Below are 19,454 nucleotides of genomic sequence, written 5' to 3' on the forward strand. Positions count from 1 at the left end.
GACGCGAGCAAATTGGCGCCCTCTCGACGATCCATCCCACCGCCGTGGGCGATCCCTCGCCGGTGGCGCGCGGCTGGCTGCCCGGTACCGGAGGGGCTCACGCGTCCGGTCCGGCCGAGCGGGTCGAGCCCCGCTCACTGCTGGGAGGATCGGCAACGAAAACGGCCGCCGGGCGGGTGCCCGGCGGCCGTGGAAGGGGGCGGGCCCGTGAGGCCCGCCGGTCCGGCCAGCTTGATCGGTGGATCAGAGGCCGTTGAACTTGTAGCTGAACCCGGCGCGGACGAGGTTGCCCTCGGTCTGGAAGCGCGAGGTGTAGGAGCCGCGCGGCTGCGGGCCGACGCCGCCGGCGACCACGAGGCCGGTGTTGTTCACCAGCACGTTGCGGCTGCCGAGGTCGTAGTGCAGGTACTCGGCCTTGATGGTCACCGCCTCGGACTTCACGCCCAGCAGGTTGAGCAGGCTGAAGCGGGCCAGGAACGAGTCGGTCGGCAGGGCGTACTCGATGCCGCCGCCATAGGCGTAGCCGGTCTCGAGGTCGTTGTAGCGGCCCGTATAGGCCAGTGCGCCGGCCGGGGTGTAGAAGTTGGCGCGGTAATCGACGCCGCCATAGGCGAAGCCGCCCATGCCGTAGACGAAGACGCGGTCGAAGGCGTAACCGACGCGGCCCACGACGGTGCCGAGCCAGGACAGCTCCTGCCGGAAGGCGCTCGGGTCGGGCGTGAAGCCGTTCGCGGCGAGACGCGGCCCGAGGTAGAAGGTGTTCTTGTGGATGTCGGTCCAGGCCCAGTCGGCCTGGACGCCGACCACGAAGCCCGAGCCCGGCGTGAACTGGTAGTTGTAGCCGAAGCCGCCGCCGATGTTGGCGAGGCCGTCCTGCTCGTTGCGCACGGACGGCGGACGGCGCAGGCTCGTGACGTTGCCGATCGTGTCGGTGGTGCCGCTGAACGGGCCGTTGTTGCCGCGCGTGATGATGCGCTGGCGGTCGGTGAAGGTGTAGTCGGTGTGCAGGCCGGCGTAGAAGCCGGTCCAGGTGAAGACCGGCACCGGCGTGAACACCGGCGGCGGGGCGACGCGGCGCGGCAGGTCGGCGGCGAGGGCCGAACCGGCAACGACGATGCCAGCGAGGGCGGTAGCGCTCTTGAGAAGCGACTTCATGGAACTGGTCCTTCCTACTATGCGGCGGCGATCGCGCCCGTTTGCGGGTCGGCGACCAACCGAAGCAGTGTCTCCGACATACCCCGGCAGCCTTGTGAAAGCTGTGTCCTCGCGACAACGCTGGTGAGTTTCACCGCAGCCTTAACGGCTGTTCATCGCGAGCATTCCCCTTGGCTCCTTAACCCCTCAACGCATGCGAACGGCCAAGGTTCACGAACGCACGAATTTTTTTGCTACGCTTGCCTGGCGAATCCTAACGAATGTCGAACGGCGCCCTAAAGGGATGATTCGGGCCGCCCCGAACCGGTCCGCGGGTCAGCCTCAGGGCGTCAGGGCGATCGCCGAGACGAGGCGGCCGTAATCAGTCTCGGCCCGGTGGGTGGTGCGGCGGTAGCTGAAGAATCGCTCGGGGTCGCCGTAGGTGCAGAGGCCGAGATCCGCGACCTCGCCGATGCCAGCCCGCTCCAGCCGCGCGACGATGTATGCCGGCAGGTCGAACAGGCTGTGGCCGTCCCGCTCGCCGCTCGGCACGAAGTAGCGGGCGTTGTCCGGGTCCGCCGCCTCGAAACGCTCGCGGAATTCCGGGCCGACCTCATAGGCGGAGGACCCGATGGTCGGCCCCAGCACCGCCACGATGCCGCTGCGCGCGGCGCCCAGATCCTCCATGGCGGAAAGCGTCGCCTCGATCACGCCGGTGAGCGCCCCCTTCCAGCCCGCATGGGCCGCCCCCAACACCTGGTTCGCGGGATCGGCGAACAGGATCGGCCCGCAATCGGCGGTGAGGATGCCGAGGCCCAAGCCCGGTACCCGGGTAACCATGGCATCGGCCCGGGGTCGCTCGGCGAAGGGCGCCTCGACCACCACCACCTCGGCCGAGTGGATCTGGTAGAGGCTGACGAGGTTTTCCTCCGGCAGGCCGAGCTGCGCCGTCATGCGGCGGCGGTTCTCCCGCACCCGGGCGATATCGTCGCCGGAGCCGAGGCCGCCGTTGAGGGAGGCGTAGAGCCCCTCCGACACCCCGCCCCGGCGGGTGAAGAAGGCGTGGCGGATGCCGGGATGGGAGCTCAGCTCTGGTGCTTCGATGAACATCGCGGGGTCGTCCTGACGGCCAGGGAGGGGCGTCCCGCAGGATCGCCGGGAAATCGTGTCGAAAGCGCGATCAGGGATGGGGCGCCGGGGGCAGGCCGGGCAGGTCCGGCTGGCCAGGCCCCGTCAGGGCCATGACCTTGAACAGGTTGCCCATGCCGCGGGTGGTGCGGTCGATCAGGCGTTCGGCTCCCGCCCTCACGGCGGCTGCCTGCGCCGGGCTCGCCCGGGCGGCGAGGCGCTCGGTTCGCTGGGCGAGCCCCAGCGCGAGGAGGAAGTCTGCTTGCGGCACAGGGCCGTGCACCACGGCACCGGCACCTGCAGCGGCGCGGGCCAGCGCCCCGAAGTCGACCTGGGCGGTGAGGTCGGTCTCGCCCGGGGCGGCGAGGGGATCGGCGAAGCGGTGATGCGCCACGGCCTGGAGCGTGTCGGCGGTGCCGCCGTAGAGATCGCCGTAATCGATCGCCAGCAGCGCGCCGCCCTCGCGGGCGAGGCGTCCGGCGAGCCGCCGGGTGAGGTCGAGGGCAACGGCCGGCAGGGTCAGGATCGCGCCGGGCGCGCCTTGCGCGGTGATCTCCGGCGTCGGGTCCGGGCTCAGGCCGAAGGCGAGGGCGTCCTCGGCCGAGAGGCCGACCCGGCGCTCGCACCAGCCCCGGTCGGTGCGCTGGTACTGGCGCACCGGCAGGGCGTCGAAGAACTCGTTGGCGAGGATGATCGCTGGGCCGCCCGGCAGGGTGTCGATGCCGTCGTGCCAGGTCGGGATCGCAGCGGCCGGGGTCACGGCCGTCGGCGCGGCGCCCGCGAGGGCCCGCGCCTGCGCGGCCCGCAGCACCGGGCTGGTCTCGACGAGGTGGAGGTCGGCCGCCGCCAGGCAGCCGGGCGCCGCTGCCCGGAGCGCCCTGAGCGCGTCCGCCATCAGGGTGCCGCGGCCGGGGCCGAACTCGACGAGGCGAAACGAGGCCGGGCGCCCGAGCCCGTGCCAGACCTCGGCGGTCCACAGCCCCAGGAGCTCGCCGAAGATCTGGCTGATCTCCGGCGCGGTGGTGAAGTCGCCGGCCGCCCCCAGGGGGTCGCGGGTGCGGTAGTAGCCGTGGACCGGGTGGCCGAGGCAGAGCGCCATGTAGCGCTCGATGGTGATCGGCCCCTCGACGGCGATGAGGCGCCGCAGCTCGCCGAGGAGCGGCGTCTCGCTCACGCCGGCCCAGCCCCGGAGGTCGCCTCGGCGGCGGGACGCTCGTCGAGGCGCGGTCGCGGCCGGGTGTCGCCGCGCAGGGCCCGCACGATGAAGACCGCGCCGACCACCAGCATCGGCACGCAGAGCAGCATCCCCATGGTGATGCCGCCGCCCAGCGCCCCGACCTCGGTGCCGAACAGGAAGCCGAGCTGCGGGTCGGGCTCGCGGAAGAACTCGCAGGCGGTGCGGGCGAGGGCGTACCCGACCACGAACAGGCCGCCGAGGAGGCCGGGGCGGCGGAAGCCGAAGCGCCGGACGGCGAAGGCCATCAGCACGAACAGCACCAGCCCCTCGGCCACCGCCTCGTAGAGCTGGCTCGGGTGGCGCGGCAGGGGACCGCCATGAGGAAACACGATGGCGTAGGCGAAGTCCGGCGCCGGCCGGCCCCAGAGCTCGCCGTTCACGAAGTTGGCGAGCCGCCCGAAGAAGAGCCCGATCGGCACCACCACGGCGGCGAGGTCGAGCATCGCGTAGCCGTTGAGGCCGCGGCGGCGGGCGAAGAGCAGCAGCGCCAGCACCGCGCCCAGGAAGCCGCCGTGGAACGACATGCCGCCGCGCCAGATCGCCAGGATCTCGGCCGGGTTCGAGAGGTACGCGGCGAGGTTGTAGAACAGCACGTAGCCGATGCGCCCGCCCAGCACGACGCCGAGCGCCACCCAGACGATGAGGTCGTCGATGTCGGCGGCGGTTGGCCGGCGCACCGCGCCCCACAGCGACGGCGCGGCGACGAGGCGCTTGGCATAGTACCAGCCGCCCACCAGCCCGACGATGTAGGCGAGGGCGTACCACTTGATCTGCAGCGGCCCGATCGCGACCGCGACGGGGTCGATGGCGGGGAAGGGCAGGGCGAGGAGCAGAGGCATCGGGCGCGAGAGGTGAACCGGCGGCGGGGTGGCGTCAAGCCGGCATCGGGCACCGGGCCGTCATGCCCCGGCGGGACGACGGCCCGGCGCCTGCGCCGTCACGCCGCCGGCGCGACCGCGACCTGGCGGGGATGGCCGTCGAGGAAGAGCCGGTAGGCGGCGTTGTCGGTCTCGTCGTGGTGCTCGTAGCCGAGTTCCGCCAGCGCCGCGGCGAAGCGGCCGCGCTCGGCCTCCGGCACTTGGATGCCGGCGAGCACCCGGCCGTAATCGGCGCCGTGGTTGCGGTAGTGGAACAGCGAGATGTTCCAGGCGACGCCGAGGCTGTCGAGGAACTTGAGGAGGGCGCCCGGACGCTCCGGGAACTCGAAGCGCAGGAGCCGCTCGTCGGCGAGGCCCGGCACCCGGCCGCCGACCATGTAGCGGACGTGGACCTTCGCCATCTCGTTGTCGCTCAGGTCGACCACCGGGTAGCCGAGGCCGCGCAGGGACTCGATCAGCGCCTGCTTCTCCGGGGTGCCGCCGGCGAGCTGGACGCCGACGAAGATGTGCGCCTCCGCACCCGGCGCGTAGCGGTAGTTGAACTCGGTGATGGCGCGCCGGCCGAGCGCCCGGATGAAGGCGCGGTAGCTGCCCGCCCGCTCCGGGATGGTGACGGCGAGGAGGGCCTCGCGGCGCTCGCCGAGTTCGGCCCGCTCGGCGATGTGGCGCAGCCGGTCGAAGTTGAGGTTGGCACCGCTGTTGATCGCCACGAGGGCGCCCGCGCCGGTGACGCGTCCCCGCGCGGCGTACTCCTTGAGACCCGCCAGCGCGAGGGCCCCGGAGGGCTCGGACATCGCCCGCGTGTCGTCGAACACGTCCTTGACGGCGGCACAGATCGCGTCGGTGTCGACGGTGATGACCTCGTCGAGGTGTTCGCGGCAGAGCCGGAAGGTCTCGGCCCCGGCCTGGCGCACCGCGACGCCGTCGGCGAACAGGCCGACCGAGTCGAGCACCACCCGCTCGCCGGCCGCGATGGCGGCGGCCATGCTGGCCGCGTCTGCCGGCTCGACGCCGATCACCCTGGTCTGCGGGCGCATGAACTTGATGAAGGTGGCGACTCCCGCCGCCAGGCCGCCGCCGCCCACCGGCACGAACACCGCCTCGATCGGGTCGCCGTGCTGGCGCAGGATCTCGAGCCCGATCGTGCCCTGGCCGGCGATGACGTCGGGATCGTCGTAGGGATGGATGAAGGTCAGGCCCTGCTCGGCCTCAAGGGTCTTGGCGTGGGCGTAGGCCTCGTCGAAGGCGTCGCCGTGCAGCACCACCTGGCCGCCGCGGGACTTCACGCCCTCGACCTTGATCGCCGGGGTGGTGCGCGGCATCACGATCACTGCGGTGACGCCGAGGCGCTTGGCCGCGAGCGCCACGCCCTGGGCGTGGTTGCCGGCCGAGGCGCAGATCACCCCGCGGGCGAGCGCGTCCGCCGGAAGACCGGCCATCTTGTTGTAGGCGCCGCGCAGCTTGAACGAGAAGACCGGCTGCAGGTCCTCGCGCTTGAGCAGCACCTTGGCGCCGAGGCGCTGCGTCAGGCGCGGCATCGGGTCGAGGGGGCTCTCGATGGCGACGTCGTAGACGCGGGCGCCCAGGATCTTCTTGATGTAGTCGTGCACGGCTTGAATCACGTCCGAGGGGCGGGCGGCGCCCCCGGGGAGGCGTCGCGACGGCTTTGCGCCGGAGGCGCCGGGATAGCGGGTTTCGCTGCGGAACGCGAGCTTGACTGGTGCCGAATCGCCTCAGCGGGCGGCGTCGCGGACGCTGCGGGAGATCCACTTCGCCACCAGGGGACCGGTGATCAGCACCACGAGGAGGCGCAGGGTCTGCACCGCGAGGACGAAGGACACGTCGGCGTGGGAGCCGACCGCGATGATCGCGACCGAATCGAGCCCGCCCGGGCTCGTCGCCAGGTAGGCCGTGAGGAGGTCGATCGGCAGCAGGAAGGTCAGCCCCCAGGCCCAGAGGCCGCACAGCGCGATGAGCCCGAAGGTCGCCACCAGCACGCCCGGCAGGGCGAACAGCGTCGCCCGGACGGTGGCGGGGGTGAAGCGCAGGCCGACGCTCCAGCCGATGCCCGCATAGGCGAGCGCCAGGAGCCAGGACGGCAGCGCCATGCCGGCAAGGCCCGTGGCGTGCAGGGTCGCTCCGATGACCAGCGGGCCGATCATCGCGCCGGCCGGGATCCGCAGCCGCAATCCGAGCCAGGCCCCGCCGGCCGCGACCGCCAGCGTGCCGAGGACGGTGAGCGGCGCCGGCTCCATGCCGGCGCCCGGGGCCGCCCCATCACCGACCGCGAGAAAACGGGCGACCACCGAGGCGGTCAGCGCCACGCAGGCGACCCGGACGTACTGCATGAAGGCGACGAGGCGCGGATCAGCTCCGAACTCCTCCGCCATCGTCACCATGGCGGAGGCGCCGCCGGGGGAGGAGCCCCAGGCCGCGGTGGTGCCGGGCAGGAGGCGGATGCGGGTCAGGATCCAGCCGGTGAGGGACGCCGCCACCACGGTGACCCCGACCACCGCCAGGATCAGGAAGCCGTCCTCCAGCAGCGTCGCGGCGATCGAGGCGTTGACCGCGTGGGCGACGAGGCAGCCGATCAGGGCCTGGGAGGCCTGGAAGCCGAGCGCCGGCACCCGGATCGGCGCGCCGCGCACGCCGAAGACGATGCCGGCGAGCATCGGGCCGAGCAGCAGGGCGGCCGGGAAGCCGGCGAGGTGGAACAGGGCCGCGAGGGCGACGGAGGCCAGCACGAGGCCTGCCCACAGCGCCCCCGCGCGGGTGAGCGAGCGGCGGCGATCCGTCGAGGCGGGGTGCATGGCGTCCATGATCTCGGGGCGGGCGAGGCTTTCTCGCCCGCGTCGCTACACGGGAATCGCGCCGCTGTCGCGACGCGCGACCGCCGTGCCGCCCTCGGCCGGCTGACGGCGGGGCAGCGTTGCGTGCGGAGCATGGCGGCGGAAGAACTCGGCGAGGCCGGCGAGACCCTCGCCCCGCGGGTCGCTGGCGCGCCAGGCCAGGGCGATCGTGCGGCTCGGCCCGTCCGGTCCGAAGCAGCGGCAGACGGTGAGCCCGGTCGGATCGGGGCCCGGCGGTGCGGCGAGCGCCGGCAGCAGGGTGTACCCGGCGCCCGCCGCCACCATCGAGCGCAGGGTCTCGAGGCTGGTCGCGTGGCGACCGCTGGCCGGGCCAGCCCCGCAGGCCGCTACCGCCTGGTCGCGCAGGCAGTTGCCCTCGTCGAGCAGCAGCAGGTCGGGACCTGCGAGGTCGCTGGCCCGTGGCGCGGGCCCCGCCGCGAAGGCATGCTCGGCCGGGCAGGCGAGCAGGAACGGCTCGTCGAACAGCGGCACCACCGTCAGGCCCGAATCGGGGATCGGCAGGGAGATCAGCGCCGCGTCGGCACGGCCCTCGCGCAGGGCATCGAGGATCTCGGCGGTGCGGCCCTCGCTCAAGCTCAGGGCGAGGTGCGGGAAGGCCTGGCGCAGGCCGCGCAGCACCTGGGGAAACAGGTAGGGGCCCAGCGTCTGGATCGCCGCGAGGACGAGACGGCCGCTCAAGCCGCTGCCGCCGCCCTCGCGGGCGAGCAGCAGCAGGCGCTGCGCCTCGGCCAGCACCGCACGGGCCTGGCGCACCACCGCCTGGCCGCTCGGCGTCAGCAGCACCCGGCGGTTCGTGCGCTCGAACAGCACGAGGCTCAAGGACTCCTCGAGCTTGCGCACCTGCACGCTCAGGGTCGGCTGGCTCACCGCGCAGCGCTCGGCGGCCCGGCCGAAGTGACCCTCCTCGGCGACGGCGACGACGTATTCGAGGTCCCGCAGGGACAAACCGGAGACGTTCATAGGCTACGCCTATCACATGCTTCGCAACGATGCATTTGTTTTCAGGTCATGCAGCGGTCATAGCTTGGAGCGAGACCAGTTCCAGGGTGTTGGGGTGAGAGCCCTGCGACCCTATGTGAGCGGTTCCTCGCGCGGGGTCCCCGAGACGTCCCCAACCGGGCACCCTTCGCCTGCACGCCAGAGGAGATTCCATGAGCGACCAACGCCCGATCCTGACGACCCGCCAGGGCCACCCGGTCCGCGACAATCAGAGCATGCGCACGGTCGGCGAGCGTGGCCCGGCGACCCTCGAGAACTACCAGTTCATCGAGAAGATCACCCATTTCGACCGTGAGCGGATCCCCGAGCGCGTGGTTCACGCCCGCGGCGCCGGCGCCCACGGCTACTTCGAGGCCTACGGCAAGATCGGCGACGAGCCGGCCTCCAAGTACACCCGGGCCCGCGTCCTCAACGAGACCGGCGTGAAGACGCCGATGTTCGTGCGCTTCTCGACCGTGGCCGGCGCCAAGGAGAGCCCGGAGACCGCCCGCGACCCGCGCGGCTTCGCGGTGAAGTTCAAGACCGTCGACGGCAACTGGGACCTCGTCGGCAACAACCTGAAGATCTTCTTCATCCGGGACGCCATCAAGTTCCCGGACATGATCCACGCCTTCAAGCCTGACCCTGTGACCAACCGCCAGGAGGCTTGGCGCTTCTTCGATTTCGTGGCGGCTCACCCCGAGTCGATCCACATGGTGACCTGGCTGAAGTCGCCGTGGGGCATCCCGGCCAACTATCGCGAGATGGAGGGCTCGGGCGTCAACACCTACAAGCTGGTCAACGACCAGGGCGTCGCCCATCTCTGCAAGTTCCACTGGATCCCGAAGCAGGGCGTCCGCAACCTGACCTCGGCCCAGGCCGCCGAGATCCAGGGGCGTGACGTCGGCCACGCGACCAAGGACCTGTACGACAACATCGCGGCCGGCAACTTCCCCGAGTGGGAGTTCGCGGTCCAGATCATGCCGGACGGCCCGAACGACCACCTGTCGTTCGACCCGCTCGACGACACGAAGCGCTGGCCCGAGGACCAGTTCCCGCTCCTGAAGTGCGGCCGCATGGTGCTCGACCGGGTGCCGGACAACTTCTTCGCCGATGTCGAGCAGTCGGCCTTCGGCACCGGCGTACTGGTCGACGGGATCGACTTCTCGGACGACAAGATGCTCCAGGGGCGCACGCTGTCCTACTCGGACACCCAGCGCTACCGCGTCGGCCCGAACTACCTGCAGCTGCCGATCAACGCCCCGGCTCCGGGCGTGAAGACCTCGACCAACCAGCGCGACGGCCAGATGACCTTCTACGTCGACGGCGTCGGCGAGAACAAGCACATCAACTACGAGCCGAGCACCATCGGCCAGGGCCTGCGCGAGGCGCCGAAGCCCGCGCGTGAGTACCACCAGCCGGTCGAGGGCAAGCTCGGCCGCTACCAGACCAGCCGCACCGAGGACGACTACGTCCAGGCCGGCGAGCGCTACCGCTCGTTCGAGGACTGGGAGCGTGAGGACCTGATCGCCAACCTCGTGGCCGACATGAAGGAGTGCCCCGAGGCGATCCAGCTCCGGATGGTCTGGCACTTCTGGCACGCCGACGAGGAGTACGGCCGCCGCGTCGCGGAAGGCGCCGGCATCGACCTCGAGAAGGCCAAGGCCCTGCCGCCGCTGCCGGGCCGCGCCGCTCCGGGCCAGCGCCTGAAGGCCGAGACCTACACGGACGGCACGCAGGCCCACAAGGTCGCCGCCGAGTAAGGCCGAGGCCGCAACAACTTAGAGAGTGACGAGCCCCGCCTGGAGCGATCCGGGCGGGGTTTTTGACGTTAGGGAAGGATGGAAGCGGAACGGCCGTGGTGCTATGTTCGGCCTGAGGCACGACGACGTGCCCGGATGTTCCGCATGACCGCCGTCGCCTTCGACACCCTGAAGCTCGCCCGTACCCTGCGGGACAAGGCAAAGCTCCCGCCGGATCAGGCGGAGGGCTTCGCCGAGGCAATCTCGGAGGCGGTACAGGGTGATCTTGCAACCAAAGCTGACGTGAAGGCGTCTGAATCGGCGCTGAGGGCCGATATAAAGACGGTTGAGACGAGCCTGCGCGCGGAGATCAAGGTCGTGGCCAACGATCTCCGGACGACGGAGGCGACCTTGCGGGCCGAGATCAGGTCGCAGGTCGCCGATGCAAAGACCGACATCATCAAGTGGATGGTCGGTGTGGTCGGCTTGCAGACTGTGGCTATCATCGGTGCGATCATCGCCCTGATCCGCATCCTGAAACCCTGAACCGGCGTTATTCCGGCGTGCTCATCAACGAGGAGCAAGCGCCATGGACACGGCCCCCGAACCCGGCACCGGCGTCACGATCGGCGGGATGCAGGTGCGCTACCTCGCCCGCAGCGACGCCACTGGCGACGCGATCGGCATCTACGCCGTGACCCTTGCGGCGCGCTCGCCCGGCGCGGGGCTGCACCGCCACGCCCGGCTCACCGAGGCGTTCGAGGTGCATGCGGGGGCACTCACCCTGCGGCTGAACGATCGCGACGTGACGGCGGGGCCGGGCGACTTCGTGCTGGTGCGCCCCGGCGAGGCGCACGCCTTCGCCAACCGCGGCGATGAACCGGTCCGGTTCACCCTGACCTTCACCCCGGCGCTCCACCGCGAGGGCTTCTTCGAGGGATTGGCGGCGCTCGCCGCCGAGGACCGCCTGCGCGACGAGGGCGCGATGCGGGCCCTGATGGCGGCCTACGACCAGGAGCCGCTCGCCGGCTTCGCGGGCTGGAGCGAGGTCGGCTGACGGCTATGCTCTGCCCGGCAGCGAATCGGGAGGGCAGGGGATGCGGCGGCGGATCGACGGCGGCTCGAGCTTCGAGCGCGATTACGGCTATTCCCGCGCGGTGGTGCAGAACGGCTTCGTGTTCGTCGCCGGCACCACCGGCTACGACTACGCGGCGATGACGATGCCGGAAGACGCCGCCGCCCAGGCCGAGGCATGCTGGCGCACCATCGCGGGCGTGCTGGCGGAGGCGGGCTCGTCGCTGGAGCGGGTGGTGCGGGCGACCTACTACGTCACCGACCGGGCCGAGGCCGAGGCGGTGCTGACGGTCCGCGGCCGGGTGCTGCGGGAGATCCGCCCGGCCGCGACCCTGGTGGTGGTCGCCGGATTGCTGCGGCCCGAGATGAAGGTGGAGATCGAGGTCACGGCGGCGCTGCCCGCGGCGTGACTCATACCCTCGCGCCTTCGCATCGACACGTCGATGCGAAGGCGTCCGGCGCATCAGCGCCGGCGCCCGTTCGGGCTTGCCTTGCGCCTCCGAACGGGTCCGTTCGAAGGCGCGGCGGTATCACTCCTCGGCCGCACAGCGCGCCGCGCCCGACTCCGCCGCGTCGCACCAGTCCGTCCCGGTCCACAGCCGCACCTGCACGGTGGCGACGCCGTCGGCCACGGTGATGCGGTTGTAGGCGTTGGGCTCGTTGCCGCGCAGGCGCGTCGAGGTGGCGGAGCCGGCCTGGACCGCGAGCAGGCGCCGGCCGGTGGCCTTGGCTTCCGGCCGGTCGATCTCCGCCCGCGGTCCCTCCGGCGTCGGCTCGGCGAAGCAGGCGTAGCCGCGGTGAAGGTGGCCGGCCAGCGTCAGGCCAACGCCGTGGCGCTGGAAGGCGTCGAGGGCCTCGTCGGCCCGGCCGACCAGGCGCGCCTCCTCGTCCCAGGGCGGCGGCATGAAGGGATGGTGGCCGACCACGATGCGAAACAGCCCCGGCGGCAGGGCGTCGAGCCGGGCCTCCGTCCGCTTGATCTGCCCCCGGGTGATCTTGCCCTGCGACCAGTCGGTTTCCGGCGCCCAGGTCCGCACGGTGTTGAGGCAGATCACCGCGATCTCGTCGTCCTGGTAGACCGGCTCGGTCTCGGGCGCGACGTAGCGGCGGTAGCGCCGGAACGGATGGAAGAAGCGCTGCCAGAGACGGAACGGCGAGATGTCGTGGTTGCCCGGTACGGCGATCCACGGCTCGGGCAGCCGGGCGAGGAACGCCTTCGCCTCCTCGTATTCCCGGGTGCGGGCCCGCATGGTGAAGTCGCCCGAGATGATGATGAGGTCCGGGCGGTCGCGGACGAGCTCCGCCACCAGACCTTCCACCACCGCCGGATCGGTGCGGCCGAAATGCAGGTCCGAGATGTGGGCGATCCGCTTCACCGGTCGTCCTCCGCGGGCACGAGGACCCGGAGGGCGTCGGGGCGGATGCGGTAGCGCAGGGGCGGGGCGATCAGCACGACCTCTCCGTCATTCATGACCCGCAGCGCGCGTCTGCGGGCGTCGAGGGTCAGCGCGTCGGTCTCGTGCCGCTCGAGGTCCGGCAGGCGGCGCCACTCGCCGACCGCGAAGCCGAGCCTGAGGCGCACGAGCCGCGCCGCCGACAGGGTCTCGACGAGGTAGAGCGTGAGGTGCCCGCCGTCGACGCCCACTCGCGACAACACCTGGCCTAAACCTTCCCGATAGTCACCGCAGACCACCGCCAGCGCCCGGAAGCGGACCCGCCGGGTTCGCCCCGCGAGGGTGAGCTCCGCCCGCTCCCGCGGGTAGCGGCCGAGATGGCGCAGGAGTCCTGAGGCCATCCGCAGGAGGTCGAGGGCGCCCATCCGGCTGCGCCTCGCCTCGCGATGGCGCGCCATCCGGGCCGGCATGCCGAGCACCGAGTTGATCAGGAAGACGTGGCCGTTGACCTCGCCGGCATCGATCGCGCGGACGATGCCGGTCGCCAGCACCGCCACCGCCGCGTCGAGATCGAGGGGCAGGCCGAGATCGTTGGCGAGCAGGTTCATGGTGCCGAGGGGCAGGATGCCGAGCGGCACGTCCTGCCCGGCCAGGGCCTGCGCCGCGCAGGCCAGCGTCCCGTCGCCGCCGGCGACCGCCACGGCATCGATGCCCGGCATCGCGGCGGCGGCCTTGAGCCGCTCCGGCAGTGGCGCGTCGGGCTGAGGCTCCGGCACGACGTGCAGGCCTGCGCCTTCCAGGTGGGCATGAAGGGCCTCCGGCGTCACGCCCCCATCGATCAGGGAGCCCGCCGCCCCATTCGCCACCAGCACGATCCTGCGGGCCGGCGCCTCACCATCCTGTCTCGTCACGCGATTGTCCCGGGCGGCGAAGCGCCGCCCGGGCAGGATGCCGGCCCCGCATCTCAGGACGATGGCAGGGCCGGTCCCTCGATCACGCCGCCTGCCTAGCTGCCTCGCCGTAGAAGGTGCCGCCCTTCTCCGCCATCGCCACCAGCGTCGCCGGCGGGCTGAAGCGGGCGCCGTGCCTGGCCTCGAGCGTCCGGCACAGCTCCACGAACCGGGCCGCCCCCATGAAGTCGATGTAGGACAGGGCGCCCCCGGTGAACGGCGCGAAGCCGAAGCCGAGGATCGAGCCGACATCGGCCTCGCGCGGGTCGGTGACGACGCCCTCGCCGAAGGTCCGGGCCGCCTCCAGCGCCTGGGTGACGAGGAGGCGCTGCTTCAACTCCTGGAAGTCCACCGCGTCCGGGTCGAGCCGGGTCTCCTGCAGGTCGCGCAGACCCGGCCAGAGCTTCTTCTGGCCCTGCTCGGGATAGTCGTAGAAGCCCTTGCGGTTCTTGCGGCCGAGCCGGCCCTCGCCCTCGACGAGGGCGGTGAGCAGGCGCTCCTGGGTCGGGTTGACGGCATTTTCGCCGGCCTGCGCCTTCGTCGCCTTGACGATCTTGAGGGCGAGGTCGACCCCGACCTCGTCGTTGAGCGAGAGCGGGCCCACCGGCATGCCGGCCTGGCGACCGGCATTCTCGATCATCGCCGCCGGCACGCCCTCGGCCAGCATCAGGTGGCCTTCGAGGATGTAGGCGCCGACGCAGCGGTTGGCGAAGAAGCCACGGGCGTCGTTGACGACGATCGGCGTCTTCTTGATCGCCCGGACGTAGTCGAGGGCGGCGGCGAGCGCCCGCTCGCCGGTCGCCTTGCCCCTGATGATCTCGACCAGCATCATCTTCTCGACCGGCGAGAAGAAGTGGATGCCGATGAACTGCTCGGGGCGCCCCGAGGCCTTGGCGAGGCCGCTGATCGGCAGCGTCGAGGTGTTGGAGGCGAAGACCGCGTCCGGCCCGATCACCGCCTCGACCTTGGCGATCACCTCGGCCTTGACCTTCGGGTCCTCGAACACCGCCTCGATCACGAGGTCGCACGCCGCGAGGTCGGCGTAGTCGGCACTCGCCGCGATGCGCGAGAGGAGCGCGTCCCGGTCCGCGGTCTTGGCCCGGCCCTTCATGATCTGGTCGGAGACGAGCTTGTGGGCGTAGGCCTTGCCCTTCTCGGCCGCCTCGGTCGACTGGTCGACCAGCACGACCTCGAGGCCGGCATTGGCCGAGACGTAGGCGATGCCCGCGCCCATGAAGCCGGCGCCGACGACGCCGACCTTCTTCAGCGGCACCGCGCCGACATCCTTCGGCCGACGGGCGCCCTTGTTGAGTTCGCCCATCGACAGGAACAGGGTGCGGATCATCGCCGCCGCTTCGGGCGAGCGCAGGATCTTGGCGAAGTACCGGCTCTCGACCTTGAGCGCGAGGTCCATCGGCAGCTGCAGGCCCTCGTACACGGCCTGCAGGATCGCCTTCGCGGCGGGATAGTTGTCGTGGGTCTCGCGGCGGTAGATCGCGTTGGCCGGCGGCCAGGTCATCATGCCGGCGGGTGAGTAGACCTTACCCGACGGCGCCTTGAACTTCGGCTGGTCCCAGGGCGCGACGGCCGAGCCGCCGGCCTTGAGCCACTCCTTCGCCTTCTGGACGATCTCACCGCGTGGCGCCACCGCGTGGACGAGGCCCATGTTGCGGGCCATCAGCGGGCGGATCTGCTCGCCCTTGAACAGCATCTGCAGGGCGTCGCCGGTCTGCATCAGCCGGGCGACGCGCTGGGTGCCGCCGGCGCCCGGAAACAGCCCGACCTTGATCTCCGGCAGGCCGACCCGGGTCTTGTCGTCGTCCGACACCACCCGGTGGTGGCAGGCGAGCGCCAGCTCGAAGGCGCCGCCGAGGCAGGTGCCGTGCACGGCGGCCGCGAACGGCTTCCCGCAGGTCTCGAGCTTGCGGTAGAGCAGGGTGAGCCGGCGCGACTCCTCGAAGAAGAAGGTCATCGCCTCCTCCTCGCCGCGCTCGCGCGACAGCCGGGCGTACTCGGCGCCGAGCCCCTGCAGCATCGTCAGGTCGGCCCCGCCCGAGAAGGTATCCTTGCCGGAGGTGATCACGCAGCCCTTGATGGCGGAATCCGCCACCACGGCGTCGATGATCCGGTTCAGGTCGTCCATCACCTCCGGGGTGATGACGTTCATCGAGCGGCCCGGCATGTCCCATGTGGCCAGCGCCACGCCGTCGGCATCGGTCTCGAAGCGGAAATTCGTGAGGTTCATCTCAGGAGGCCTCGTGGATGCGTGGGCGATGTCAGGGCTTGGCCGGCGCAGGCACCGGTGCCGGTGCGGGCGCACCCTGCGGGGCGGGCGTCTGCCCGTTGCCCTGCTGCGACAGGACCGCGAGGGTCAGCAGGTTCATCATCTTGGTCACCGCGTCCTTGGTGATCGAGGTGACCATCGAGGTCGGGTCGGCGTTGAGCGCCTGGAACTTCTGGTAGGTCGGGTCGTCGTAGATCGCCGCGAGGCGCTTCAGCTCGCCGGTATCGAACTTCTGGGCGTATTCCTTCGAGAGCTGGTCGACGAGGGTGTCGCGCTCCTGGCCGAAGGACTTCTCCAGCTCCGGGCGCAGCTTCGCGGCCTGCTCGGCGCTCATCGAGGCGAGGGTCTTCTCCTCCGCCTGCGCGAAGGCGGAGGTCAGGTTGCGGGCCACCGTCTTGGCCACGATGTCGCGGGCGAGCGCCACGCGCTCGTCCTGGGCGAAGGCCGCACCCGCGAGGGAGAGGCCGAGGGCGAGTCCGGCGACGAGGAGGGAGAGGGCGCGGCGCATCGGCCTCACACCCGCTCGATGATGGTGGCGGTGCCCATGCCGGCGCCGATGCACAGGGTGACGAGGGCCGTCTGCTTGCCGGTGCGCTCCAGCTCGTCGAGCACCGTGCCGAGGATCATCGCCCCCGTCGCGCCGAGGGGATGGCCCAGCGCGATGGCGCCCCCGTTGACGTTCACCCGGGCGGGATCGACCTCGAAGGCCTGGAGGAAGCGCAGCACCACCGCCGCGAAGGCCTCGTTGACCTCGAACAGGTCGATGTCATTGACGCTCATCCCGGCGCGCTTGAGCACCTTGCGGGTGACGTCGACCGGGCCGGTGAGCATCAGGGCCGGGTCCGAGCCGATATTGGCGAAGGCGCGGATGCGGGCGCGGGGCTTGAGGCCCGCCGCCGACCCGGCCTCCTTCGACCCGATCAGCACCGCGGCGGCGCCGTCGACGATGCCCGAGGAGTTGCCGGCGTGGTGGACGTGCTCGACCGCCTCGACGTCCGGATGCGCGTCGACCGCGACGGCATCGAACCCGCCCATCTGGCCCATCTGGACGAAGGAGGGCTTCAGGCTGGCGAGCGACTGCATGTCGGTGCTCGGCCGCATGTGCTCGTCACGGGCGAGCAGCGTCAGGCCGTTGACGTCGCGCACGGGCACGACCGCGTTGCTGAACCGGCCGTCCTCCCACGAGCGCGCGGCCCGCTTCTGCGATTCGACCGCGTAGGCGTCGCACTCGTCGCGGGAGAAGCCGTACTTGGTGGCGATCAGGTCGGCCGAGACGCCTTGCGGCATGAAGTACGACTTGATGGCGATGGCAGGATCCACCGGCCAGGCGCCGCCCGAGGCGCCGATGCCGATGCGGCTCATCGACTCGACGCCGCCGCCGACCGCCATGTCGTGCTGGCCGCTCATCACCTGGGCGGCGGCGAAGTTCACCGCGTCGAGGCCCGAGGCGCAGAACCGGTTGATCTGCACGCCCGGCACGTGGGTGCCGTAATCGGCCACCAGGGCGGCGGCGCGGGCGATGTCGCCGCCGGCCTCGCCAACCGGATCGACGCAGCCGAGGACGACGTCGTCGACGAGGGTCGTGTCGAGGGCGTTGCGGTCCTTGAGCGCGCGGAGCGCCGTCTCGGCGAGGCGGAGCGCCGTCACCTCGTGCAGCGAGCCGTCGGGCTTGCCGCGGCCGCGGGGCGTGCGGACGTGGTCGTAGATGTAGGCGTCGGGCATGGGCGTCTTCCCGGAAATGTCTCGCGGGCGGCCCAGTCGCGGACCGCGGGCACGTCGGGCCGCCCCGGCCAGGGACCGGGACGGCGTTCAGGTGTTGGAAGAGGCTAGAACAGCTCCGCCGGCACCGCCATGACGGCGTCGGACCCGGCCGAGATGCGGGCGAGGCGGGTGCCGGTCTCGGGCAGCACGCGCTCGACGTAGAAGCGGCCGGTGGCGAGCCGGGCGTCGAGGCGCTCGGCGATGCCCTCGCCGGCTTCGCGCTTCGCCGCGACGGCCTTGGCGATCCGGCCCCACATGTAGCCCATGGCGACGAGGCCCATCAGGTGCATGTAGTCGGTCGCCGCCGCCCCGGCATTGTCGGGCTTCGCCATGGCGTTCTGCATCAGCCACATCGTCGCCTGCTGCAGGTGGCCGAGGCTCTTCGCCAGCGGCGCGCAGTACGCCTTCAGCGTCGGATCCTCGGCGTTCTCCTTGCAGAAGCCCTCGACCTCCGCGAGGAAGCGCATCATCGCCCGGCCGCCGTCGCGGGGCAGCTTGCGGCCGACGAGGTCCATGGCCTGGATGCCGTTGGCGCCCTCGTAGATCTGGGCGATGCGGGCGTCGCGCACGAACTGCGACATTCCCCATTCCTCGATGTAGCCGTGGCCGCCGAACATCTGCTGGGCATCGACCGCGTTGGCGAAGCCCCGGTCGGTCAGCACGCCCTTCACCACCGGGGTCATCAGGCTCATGTGGTCCTCCGCCGCCTGTCGGGCGGCCGGGTCCTCGGAGCGGTGGGCGACGTCGGCCTGGAGCGCGGTCCAGACCACGAGGGCACGGGCGGCCTCGTTGAAGGCCCGGATGGTCATGAGCGTCCGGCGCACGTCCGGATGGACGATGATCGGGTCGGCGGGCTTGTCGGGCGCGGCGGCGCCGGTGAGCGCCCGGCCCTGGAGCCGGTCGCGGGCGTACGAGACTGCGTTCTGGTAGGCGACCTCCGACTGGCCGAGGCCCTGGATGCCGACGGCGAGGCGGGCCTCGTTCATCATCACGAACATCGCGTTGAGGCCGCGATTGGCCTCGCCGACGAGCCAGCCGGTGGCGCCGTCGTAGTTCATCACGCAGGTCGCGTTGCCGTGGATGCCCATCTTGTGCTCGATGGCGCCGCACGACACCCCGTTGCGGGCCCCGAGCGTGCCGTCCGGGCCGACCAGGAACTTCGGCACCACGAAGAGCGAAATGCCCTTGGTCCCCGCGGGCGCGCCTTCGATCCGGGCGAGCACCAGGTGGATGATGTTCTCCGACAGGTCGTGCTCGCCGGCCGAGATGAAGATCTTGGTGCCGGTGATCGCGTAGGAGCCGTCGCCGTTCGGTGTCGCCTTGGTCTTCAGCAGGCCGAGATCCGTGCCGCAGTGCGGCTCGGTCAGGTTCATCGTGCCGGTCCAGGTCCCTTCGACCATCCTCGGCAGGTAGGTGCGCTTCTGCTCCTCCGAGCCGTGGACCAGCAGGGTCGCCATCGCGCCCTGGGTCAGGCCCGGATACATGCCGAGCGCGATGTTGGCGCCTGACACGAATTCCTGCATCACGCTGTTGAGCGTGTGGGGCAGGCCCTGGCCGCCGTACTCGGCGGGCATCGACAGGCCCATCCAGCCGCCCCCTGCATAGGCGTCGTAGGCGGCCTTGAAGCCCTTCGGTGTGGTGACGCTGCCGTCCGGATGGCGCGTGCAGCCCTCGAGGTCGCCGGTCCGGTTGAGGGGTGCCAGCACCTCCTCGCACAGCTTCGCGCCCTCGGTGACGACCGCCTCGATCAGGTCGGGGGTCGCCTCGGCGAAGCCGGGCAGGTTGTTGTAGCGATCGATCCCGAACACGTCGTTGAGGAGGAACAGCACGTCCTCCACGGGCGCCTTGTAGCTCGGCATGTTTCCCCCGCTCCCGCGAACCCTCCGCGGAAGCCCCGCGGCGAGATAGTTCATATGTAAACTATCAAGGTGCGGGACGGAAGGGGGGGCCGCGCGGTGCCGCGCCGGTACCGCCGGGCCAGCCGGAATCCGGGCGGCGCCCACCCCCGCGGGCGCCGCCGGAAA

17 protein-coding genes are annotated in these 19,454 nt (G+C 71.3%); 4 read left to right on the forward strand and 13 right to left on the reverse strand.

The window, feature by feature from the left end; all coding sequences use genetic code 11:
- Positions 1 to 243: 243 nt before the first annotated feature.
- The 7 genes from VQ02_RS09425 to VQ02_RS09455 all read right to left on the reverse strand — a co-directional run bounded on the left by VQ02_RS09425 (position 244) and on the right by VQ02_RS09455 (position 8,207).
- Positions 244 to 1,155, reverse strand: coding sequence for an outer membrane protein (locus VQ02_RS09425; RefSeq protein ID WP_048443924.1), 912 nt, complete (start codon positions 1,153 to 1,155; stop codon positions 244 to 246).
- A 321-nt stretch (positions 1,156 to 1,476) separates the two neighbouring features.
- Positions 1,477 to 2,244: a peptidoglycan editing factor PgeF gene (gene pgeF, locus VQ02_RS09430; protein WP_048443925.1), complete on the reverse strand. Its 768-nt coding sequence runs from the start codon at positions 2,242 to 2,244 to the stop codon at positions 1,477 to 1,479.
- Positions 2,245 to 2,314: 70 nt separating this feature from the next.
- Positions 2,315 to 3,436, reverse strand: a complete 1,122-nt coding sequence (locus VQ02_RS09435) for a class I SAM-dependent methyltransferase (RefSeq protein ID WP_048443926.1) — start codon at positions 3,434 to 3,436, stop codon at positions 2,315 to 2,317.
- On the reverse strand, positions 3,433 to 4,338 hold the full coding sequence (gene lgt, locus VQ02_RS09440; RefSeq protein WP_048443927.1) for a prolipoprotein diacylglyceryl transferase: 906 nt from the start codon (positions 4,336 to 4,338) through the stop codon (positions 3,433 to 3,435). Before lgt ends, VQ02_RS09435 begins: the two co-directional genes overlap by 4 nt.
- Positions 4,339 to 4,436: 98 nt before the next feature.
- Positions 4,437 to 5,987, reverse strand: a complete 1,551-nt coding sequence (gene ilvA, locus VQ02_RS09445; RefSeq protein ID WP_048443928.1) for a threonine ammonia-lyase, biosynthetic — start codon at positions 5,985 to 5,987, stop codon at positions 4,437 to 4,439.
- Positions 5,988 to 6,110: 123 nt separating this feature from the next.
- Complete coding sequence (locus VQ02_RS09450; protein ID WP_048443946.1) at positions 6,111 to 7,187, reverse strand: AbrB family transcriptional regulator; 1,077 nt, start codon at positions 7,185 to 7,187, stop codon at positions 6,111 to 6,113.
- A gap of 45 nt (positions 7,188 to 7,232) precedes the next feature.
- Complete coding sequence (locus tag VQ02_RS09455; protein ID WP_048443929.1) at positions 7,233 to 8,207, reverse strand: LysR substrate-binding domain-containing protein; 975 nt, start codon at positions 8,205 to 8,207, stop codon at positions 7,233 to 7,235.
- A gap of 191 nt (positions 8,208 to 8,398) precedes the next feature.
- Between VQ02_RS09455 and VQ02_RS09460 the strand changes: the two genes are divergently transcribed.
- The 4 genes from VQ02_RS09460 (at position 8,399) to VQ02_RS09475 (ending at position 11,451) form a co-directional block, all read left to right on the forward strand.
- The gene (locus tag VQ02_RS09460; protein WP_048443930.1) at positions 8,399 to 9,988 is read left to right on the forward strand and encodes a catalase; all 1,590 of its coding nucleotides are present in this window, start codon (positions 8,399 to 8,401) and stop codon (positions 9,986 to 9,988) included.
- Positions 9,989 to 10,132: 144 nt separating this feature from the next.
- Entirely contained in the window at positions 10,133 to 10,513 is a 381-nt protein-coding gene (locus tag VQ02_RS09465) for a CCDC90 family protein (protein WP_048443947.1), read from the forward strand.
- Positions 10,514 to 10,556: 43 nt separating this feature from the next.
- Entirely contained in the window at positions 10,557 to 11,024 is a 468-nt protein-coding gene (locus VQ02_RS09470) for a cupin domain-containing protein (protein ID WP_048443931.1), read from the forward strand.
- Positions 11,025 to 11,064: 40 nt separating this feature from the next.
- Positions 11,065 to 11,451 (forward strand): RidA family protein, encoded by a 387-nt coding sequence (locus tag VQ02_RS09475; RefSeq protein ID WP_048443932.1) that lies wholly within the window; start codon positions 11,065 to 11,067, stop codon positions 11,449 to 11,451.
- Positions 11,452 to 11,571: 120 nt separating this feature from the next.
- On the opposite strand, the gene VQ02_RS09480 is transcribed toward VQ02_RS09475, so the two are convergent.
- The 6 genes from VQ02_RS09480 to VQ02_RS09505 all read right to left on the reverse strand — a co-directional run bounded on the left by VQ02_RS09480 (position 11,572) and on the right by VQ02_RS09505 (position 19,289).
- Entirely contained in the window at positions 11,572 to 12,417 is an 846-nt protein-coding gene (locus tag VQ02_RS09480; protein WP_048443933.1) for a metallophosphoesterase family protein, read from the reverse strand.
- Complete coding sequence (locus VQ02_RS09485) at positions 12,414 to 13,346, reverse strand: diacylglycerol/lipid kinase family protein (RefSeq protein WP_048443934.1); 933 nt, start codon at positions 13,344 to 13,346, stop codon at positions 12,414 to 12,416. The genes VQ02_RS09480 and VQ02_RS09485 overlap by 4 nt, the downstream gene beginning before the upstream one ends.
- Before the next feature lie 82 nt (positions 13,347 to 13,428).
- Positions 13,429 to 15,630, reverse strand: a complete 2,202-nt coding sequence (locus tag VQ02_RS09490; protein WP_048443935.1) for a 3-hydroxyacyl-CoA dehydrogenase NAD-binding domain-containing protein — start codon at positions 15,628 to 15,630, stop codon at positions 13,429 to 13,431.
- Positions 15,631 to 15,661: 31 nt separating this feature from the next.
- A complete protein-coding gene (locus VQ02_RS09495) occupies positions 15,662 to 16,177 on the reverse strand; it encodes a DUF2059 domain-containing protein (protein WP_048443936.1) in 516 nt (171 codons plus the stop codon).
- A 5-nt stretch (positions 16,178 to 16,182) separates the two neighbouring features.
- Positions 16,183 to 17,391 (reverse strand): acetyl-CoA C-acetyltransferase, encoded by a 1,209-nt coding sequence (locus VQ02_RS09500; protein WP_048443937.1) that lies wholly within the window; start codon positions 17,389 to 17,391, stop codon positions 16,183 to 16,185.
- A 104-nt stretch (positions 17,392 to 17,495) separates the two neighbouring features.
- Positions 17,496 to 19,289, reverse strand: coding sequence for an acyl-CoA dehydrogenase C-terminal domain-containing protein (locus tag VQ02_RS09505; RefSeq protein ID WP_048443938.1), 1,794 nt, complete (start codon positions 19,287 to 19,289; stop codon positions 17,496 to 17,498).
- Between the last annotated feature and the right edge of the window lie 165 nt (positions 19,290 to 19,454).

Origin of the sequence: Methylobacterium variabile (assembly GCF_001043975.1) — a bacterium.
GTDB lineage: Bacteria > Pseudomonadota > Alphaproteobacteria > Rhizobiales > Beijerinckiaceae > Methylobacterium > Methylobacterium variabile.